Origin of the sequence: Brevundimonas sp. (assembly GCF_004210735.1) — a bacterium.
Lineage (GTDB): Bacteria > Pseudomonadota > Alphaproteobacteria > Caulobacterales > Caulobacteraceae > Brevundimonas.
The window spans coordinates 1-6,878 of record NZ_SDZL01000089.1; the positions used below are offsets into that span (position 1 = coordinate 1).

The window sequence follows — 6,878 nt, forward strand, 5'->3', positions numbered from 1 at the left end:
GGACGCGGGGGTCAACGCCCTGCTGACCGTGGCGCCGGGCCTGGGCGACCGGGCGGCGTGGAACGCCGACGGCGCCCTGGGCGGCATGCCGATCCTGCTCAAGGACAATATCGAGACGCGCGACATGCCGACGACGGCGGGGTCGCTGGCGCTGGTCGGCAATGCGCCGGGGCGGGACGCGCCGCTGGTCGCGCGACTGCGGGCGGCGGGCGCGGTCATCCTGGGCAAGACCAATCTGTCGGAATGGGCCAACATCCGCTCGTCCCACTCGGTCAGCGGGTGGAGCGCGGTGGGCGGACTGACGCGCAATCCGCACGCGCTGGACAGGAACGCCTGCGGCTCGTCCTCGGGCTCGGGCGCGGCGGTGGCGGCGGGGCTGGCGCCGGCGGCCATCGGCACCGAGACGGACGGGTCGATCACCTGTCCGGCGGCGGTCAACGGCATCGTCGGCTTCAAGCCCACGGTCGGGCTGGTGTCGCGCACCCACATCGTGCCCATCAGCCATTCCCAGGACACGGCCGGGCCGATGACCCGCACGGTCGAGGACGCGGCCATCGTGCTGTCGGTCATCGCGGGGACGGACCCGGCGGACGCCGCCACGGCCGAGGCGGATGCGAGGAAGGTCGATTATCGCGCGGCGCTGGACGCCCAGTCGCTGAAAGGCGCGCGGATCGGGGTGGCGCGGTTCCTGACCGGCTATTCGCCCGGCACGGACGCGGTGTTCGAGGCGCGGCTGGCGGCGCTGCGCGCGGCGGGCGCGGAACTGGTCGAGATCACGGATGGCCCAGACAGGGCGGCCATCGGCGCGGGTGAAATGGTCGTGCTGATGACCGAGCTGAAGGCGGACCTGAACACCTATCTGGCCTCGACCGATCCGGCGCAGGTGACGACGCGGACGCTGGCGGACGTCATCGCCTTCAACCGGGCCGAGCCGCGCGAACTGGCCCTGTTCGGCCAGGATCTGTTCGAGACGGCCGAGGCGACCAAGGGGCTGGACGATCCGGCCTATGTCGCGGCGCGCGAGACCGCGCAGCGGCTGGCGGGTGTTGAGGGGATCGACCGGCTGCTGCGCGAGCACCGCGTGGTGGCTCTGATCGCGCCGACGACGGGGCCTGCGTGGAGCATCGATGTCGTCAACGGCGACCACTATCTGGGCGCGGCCAGTCAGCTGGCGGCGGTGGCGGGCTATCCGCACCTGACCGTGCCGATGGGGCAGGTTCAGGGCCTGCCGGTGGGGATGAGCTTCATCGGCGCCAAGTGGGACGACGCGCGCATCCTGTCGCTGGGCCATGCCTTCGAGCAACTGACCCGGGCGCGGGTCGAGCCGGGCCTTGTCCGTTCGATTGAGGGGCGCGAAGGGCTGGCGGCCGTGTTGGCGCGGGCGAGGCAGGAACCCTGACCTGACGCCGCCGTTCAGGGCGCGGAGGGCCGATGGAAAAACTGTTCAACCACTTCGCCAACCTGACCGCCCAGGCGACGGGGCGGCCGCTGACCTTCATCCTGTGCGTGCTGCTGGTGGCGGTGTGGGCCCTGACCGGGCCGGTGTTCGGGTTCAGCGAGACGTGGCAGCTGGTGATCAACACCGGCACGACGATCATCACCTTCCTGATGGTGTTCCTGATCCAGAACACCCAGAACCGCGACGCGGCCGCCATGCACGCCAAGATGGACGAGCTGATCCACGCCGTGCGCGCGGCGGACGAGCGGTTCATCGGCATCGAGCGGCTGACGGATCATGAGCTGAAGGCGATCCTGAGCGAGGTCGAGGACCGGGCGCATCGCCTGCGCGGGGAGGGGCCGCCGGTGGTCGAGACCCGCGCCGAGGAAGAGGCGAGAGCGGAAAAGCTGGCAGCGCGCCGGGCCGCAGCGGCCGCCAAGCGCGCAAAGCCCGCGTCATGAGCGACCTGATCGCCAACGCCGTCGGCACGGCCGCCGCCTTGTGCTCCATCACCAGTTTTGCGCCGCAGATGATCAAGATCTGGAAGGAAAAGGACGCCTCGGCGATCAGCCTGCGGACCTATTCGCTGACGGTCAGCTGCTTCATCCTGTGGACGATCTATGGGGTGCTGACCCAGGCGTGGCCGGTGACCGTGGCCAATGCCTGCGCCCTGGTCATGGCGGCCGGGGTGCTGACGATGAAGTGGCGGTTCAGCCGTTCGACGGCGCGTCCGGGCGAGAGTTTGTCGAACGGGTCTTGATTTCCGGCGCGTGAGGCGCTGAAACCGGTTACATGAATTCCGAGTCCCCTGTCTGTCGCCGGGCGCCGTCCCGTCGCCAGTTGCTCGGCATGGGTCTGGCGCTGGGCGTCACGACTCCCCTGCTGTTCTCCGCGTCAAAGGTGTCCGCTTCCGTGGCAAAAGATCATTCCGCCCTGATCGAAGACCTGATCAGCCGCATGACGATCGAGGAGAAGGCGGGTCAGCTGAACCTGATCAACGATCCGTTCCGGTTCCAGCCCCAGCAGGTGAACCCCACCGACGGGGATGGCGACCCGACGCGCATCGCCCAGATGATCCGCGAGGGCAAGATCGGTAGCCTGTTCAACGGCGTGGGCGCCGAATCGGGCCGCGAGATCCAGCGCATCGCGGTCGAGGAAAGCCGACTGAAGATCCCGCTGCTGTTCGCCGCGGACATCATCCACGGCCTGATGACCGTCTTCCCCGTGCCGCTGGCCGAGGCGGCGGCGTTCGACGCGGACCTGGCCCAGCGCACCGCCCGGGCGGCGGGGCTGGAAGGCGCCGCGTCCGGCATTCACCAGACCTATGCCCCCATGGTCGACGTGGCGCGGGACCAGCGCTGGGGCCGGGTGGTCGAGGGCGCGGGCGAGGACGTGCACCTGAACAACATCCTGGCCGAGGCGCGGGTCAGGGGCTTCCAGGGCGCGCACGGCCTGGCCCATCCCGACGCCCTGCTGGCCACGCCCAAGCATTTCGCGGCCTATTCGGCGGCGCTGGGCGGCATGGAATACAACACCACCGACATGTCCGAGCAGACACTGCGCGGCGTCTATTTCCCGCCGTTCGAGGCGGCGCTGAAGGCCGGCGCCCTGTCGGTGATGAGCGCGTTCAACGATCTGAACGGCGTGCCGGCGTCGGGCAACGAATGGCTGTTGACCGGGGTGCTGCGCGACGAGTGGGGCTTCGAGGGGTTCGTCGTCTCGGACTACACGTCGGAGCGGGAACTGGTGGCGCACGGCTTCGCCGAGGATGACCGTGACGCGGCGCGCATCGCCCTGATGGCCGGCGTGGACGTCAGCATGATGTCGGGCATCTATCTGGCCCACATCCCCGATCTGGTGGCCAAGGGCGAGGTGCCGATGGCGCGCGTGGACCAGGCGGTGCGCCGGGTGCTGCGGACCAAGGCGGCGCTGGGCCTGTTCGACGACCCTTATCGTGGCTGCGATCCGGTGCGCGAGGCGCAGGTGGTCGGATCGGCCGAACACTACGCCCTGTCGCGCGAGGCGGGCCGCAAGTCGATCGTGCTGCTGAAGAACGACGGCGGCCTGCTGCCCCTGCCGAAGTCGGGCAAGAAGATCGCCCTGATCGGCCCGTTCGCGGACGACGTGGATAACGTCTTCGGCCCCTGGACCATCTGGGGCGACCCCAAGCATCGCGTCTCGCTGGAGGCCGGCTTCCGCGCCGCCATGGCCAATCCGCAGGACCTGTCGGTCACGCGCGGTTCAGGCGTCGAGAGCGCGCTGGACGGCGGGATCGACGCGGCGGTCAAGGCGGCCCAGGCGGCGGACGTGGTCGTGCTGGCGCTGGGCGAGGACACCCGCATGTCGGGCGAGGCGCAGGCCCGCACCCAGATCGACCTGCCGGAACCGCAGCGCGCCCTGGCCGAAGCCGTGGCCGCGACGGGCAAGCCGGTGGTCATCCTGCTGCGCAACGGGCGCGCGCTGGAACTGTCGGGCGCGGTCAAGGACGCGGGCGCCATCGTGGTGACCTGGTTCCTGGGCTCCGAGATGGGCAACGGCGTCGCGGACGTGGTGTTCGGCGACCACAGCCCGACCGGCCGCCTGCCGATCAGCTTCCCCCACCGCTCGGGCCAGCAGCCGTACTCGTATGACCACAAGGTCACGGGCCGCCCCGCCGACGTGAACAAGGCGGTCGAGGAATACACCGCCCGTTATCGCGAGACGACGAACACGGCCCTGTACCCGTTCGGGCACGGCCTGACCTATGGCGAGATCGCCTATGGGCCGGTTGCGCTGTCGGGCGAAAGCCTGGCCTGGGACGGCGTGATCGAGGTGTCGGTCGAGGTGACGAACAGCGGCGCGCACGCGGCCGACGAGACGGTGCAACTGTATATCCACGACCGGGTCGCCAGCCTGACCCAGCCGGGTCGGTTGCTGAAGGATTTCCGCAAGGTGGCGCTGAAGCCGGGCGAGACGAAGCGGGTGGCCTTCACCCTGCGCCGCGAACAGCTGGAGTTCATCGGTCGCGACATGAGGCCGACGGTCGAGCCGGGCCTGTTCGACCTGTGGCTGGCGCCTTCGGCGCAGACAGGGTCGCACGGGACGTTCCGGCTGGTGAAGTAGGCGCGCGCCTCTCCCTCCCCGGAACGGGGAGGGTGATCGCGAAGCGACCGGGTGGGGAGGGCATGGCGATACTGGGTGTTGCGGCTGAATAGCCTGGCCGCTCCCACCCGGTTTCGGCCTGACGGCCTCAACCACCCTCCCCATGAAGGGGAGGGAGAATCCCCGGCCGCCGTTTGCCTGCCCTTCGTCCAATCGCTATCTGTCGGGCCTCACCTTCGCGGGAGCGATGACGCTGAAGACCCAGGCCCCGTTCAACTCGCCCTATGCGCACGACTTTGTGCGGATCGCCGCCTGTGTGCCGGAGATCCGGCTGGCGGACCCGGCTTTCAACGCCGACCGGACGCTGGAGCTGGTGGCCGAGGGAGATCGGCGGCGCGTGGCGCTGATGGTGTTCCCGGAGCTGGGCGTGTCAGCCTATTCGCTGGATGACCTGTTGTTGCAGGATGCCCTGCTGGAGGCGGTCGAGGTCCAGATCGGACGGATCGTGGAGGGCAGCCGGGGGCTGTTCCCGGCCTTTGTCGTCGGGGCGCCGCTGCGGTTTGACGGGCGGCTGTACAATACGGCCATCGTCATTCGCGACGGGGCGATCCTGGGCGTCACGCCCAAGAGCTTCCTGCCCAACTATCGCGAGTTTTATGAGAAGCGGCATTTCGCCAGCGGCGCGCGGGTGCGCGGGCGCTCGATCCGGCTGGCGGACCATGAGGCGCCGTTCGGGGCGGACCTGATCTTCAAGGCGCAGGGGGGCGTGGACTTCGCCTTCCACGTCGAGATCTGCGAGGACGTGTGGGCGCCCGAGCCGCCGTCGACGCTGGCGGCGCTGGCCGGGGCCGAGGTGCTACTGAACCTGTCGGCCAGCAATATCGCCATCGGCAAGGCGGCGGCGCGCCGCCTGTTGTGCGCGGCCCAGTCGGCGCGGTGCGTGGCGGCCTATGCCTATTCCAACACGGGGCCGGGGGAATCGACCACCGATCTGGCGTGGGACGGCCATGCGGCGATCTTCGAGCTGGGCGAACTGGCGGCCGAGGCGCCGCGCTTCGCCCGCGAGGCGGTGATGACCGTCAGCGACATCGACGTGGGCCGCATCCGACAGGAACGGGCCCGGGTCGGCACGGTGGCCGACGCCGCGAACCTTGCCGTCGAGCGTACCGCCCATTTCCGCACCGTGACCTTCGATATGGCGGCGCCGAGCGACGAACTGACGCTGGAGCGGGAGATCGAACGCTTCCCCTTCGTGCCGTCGAACCCGGCCCAGCTGGCCGAGGACTGCGCCGAGGCCTATCAGATCCAGATGCAGGGCCTGGTCCAGCGGCTGAAGTCGTCGGGCGTGCAGAAGGCGGTGATTGGCGTTTCGGGCGGGCTGGATTCGACCCAGGCGCTGATCGTGGCGGCGCGGGCGATGGATGCGCTGGGTCTGCCGCGCGCCAATGTGCTGGCCTTCACCATGCCCGGCTTTGGCACGACCGAGGGGACGAAATCGAACGCCTGGGCGCTGATGCGCGCGCTGGACGTGACGGCGGCGGAACTGGATATCCGCCCTGCCGCCGAACAGATGTTGGGCGACATCGGCCACCCCTATGCGGCGGGCAAGGCCGATTACGACGTGACGTTCGAGAACGTGCAGGCAGGGCTGCGGACCGATTATCTGTTCCGACTGGCCAACCATCACGGCGGGCTGGTGGTCGGGACCGGCGACCTGTCGGAGGCGGCGCTGGGGTGGAGCACCTATGGCGTCGGGGACCACATGTCCCACTACAACGTCAATGCGGCGGTGCCGAAGACGCTGATCCAGCACCTGATCCGCTATGTCGCCAACTCGGCCGAGGTGGACGCCGAAGCGGCCCGGGTTCTGTTCGCCGTGCTGGACACCGAAATCTCGCCCGAACTGGTGCCCCAGGGCGACGGCGCCGTGCAGCGGACCGAGGATTTCGTCGGCCCCTACAGCCTGCAGGACTTCACCCTGCACTACATGATTCGCTGGGGCTTTCGGCCGTCCAAGATCGCGTATCTGGCGTGGAACGCCTGGGGCGATGTGGCGCGCGGGCGCTGGCCCGAGAACACGCCGCAGGACGCCTTCGTCGCGCATGACATGGCGACGATCAAACGCTGGATGGGCGTGTTCCTGAAACGGTTCTTCCAGAACCAGTTCAAGCGGTCCTGCGTCCCGAACGGGCCCAAGATTTCGTCGGCCGGCGCCCTGTCGCCGCGCGGCGACTGGCGCATGCCGTCCGACGCGGCGGCGGACATCTGGCTGGCGGACCTGGAGCGGGTTCCGGAGACGCTCTAAGCGATCCTCCCCTGCGTAGCGGGGGAGGGGGACCGCGTCGGGCAAAGCCCGGCG

General features: G+C 69.4%; 5 protein-coding genes. All 5 read left to right on the plus strand.

The genetic code is table 11. The features are described 5' to 3' along the window. Positions 1-28: 28 nt before the first annotated feature. The 5 genes from EON91_RS13545 to EON91_RS13565 all read left to right on the plus strand — a co-directional run bounded on the left by EON91_RS13545 (position 29) and on the right by EON91_RS13565 (position 6,824). Complete coding sequence (locus EON91_RS13545; RefSeq protein ID WP_292095769.1) at positions 29-1,399, plus strand: amidase; 1,371 nt, start codon at positions 29-31, stop codon at positions 1,397-1,399. A 32-nt stretch (positions 1,400-1,431) separates the two neighbouring features. Further along, positions 1,432-1,899: a low affinity iron permease family protein gene (locus tag EON91_RS13550; protein ID WP_292095760.1), complete on the plus strand. Its 468-nt coding sequence runs from the start codon at positions 1,432-1,434 to the stop codon at positions 1,897-1,899. Next, the gene (locus EON91_RS13555) at positions 1,896-2,198 is read left to right on the plus strand and encodes a SemiSWEET family transporter (protein ID WP_292095762.1); all 303 of its coding nucleotides are present in this window, start codon (positions 1,896-1,898) and stop codon (positions 2,196-2,198) included. The genes EON91_RS13550 and EON91_RS13555 overlap by 4 nt, the downstream gene beginning before the upstream one ends. A 32-nt stretch (positions 2,199-2,230) precedes the next feature. Then, positions 2,231-4,540, plus strand: a complete 2,310-nt coding sequence (gene bglX / locus EON91_RS13560) for a beta-glucosidase BglX (protein WP_292095765.1) — start codon at positions 2,231-2,233, stop codon at positions 4,538-4,540. Positions 4,541-4,766: 226 nt separating this feature from the next. After that, positions 4,767-6,824, plus strand: coding sequence for an NAD(+) synthase (locus EON91_RS13565; RefSeq protein ID WP_292095768.1), 2,058 nt, complete (start codon positions 4,767-4,769; stop codon positions 6,822-6,824). The last annotated feature ends 54 nt before the right edge of the window (positions 6,825-6,878 follow it).

Bases quoted from the DNA above. Each gene is read 5' to 3' on its own strand.
- EON91_RS13550 (WP_292095760.1), top strand. From the start codon at position 1,432: ATGGAAAAACTGTTCAACCACTTCGCCAACCTGACCGCCCAGGCGACG.
- EON91_RS13555 (WP_292095762.1), top strand. From the start codon at position 1,896: ATGAGCGACCTGATCGCCAACGCCGTCGGCACGGCCGCCGCCTTGTGC.
- bglX (WP_292095765.1), top strand. From the start codon at position 2,231: ATGAATTCCGAGTCCCCTGTCTGTCGCCGGGCGCCGTCCCGTCGCCAG.
- EON91_RS13565 (WP_292095768.1), top strand. From the start codon at position 4,767: ATGACGCTGAAGACCCAGGCCCCGTTCAACTCGCCCTATGCGCACGAC.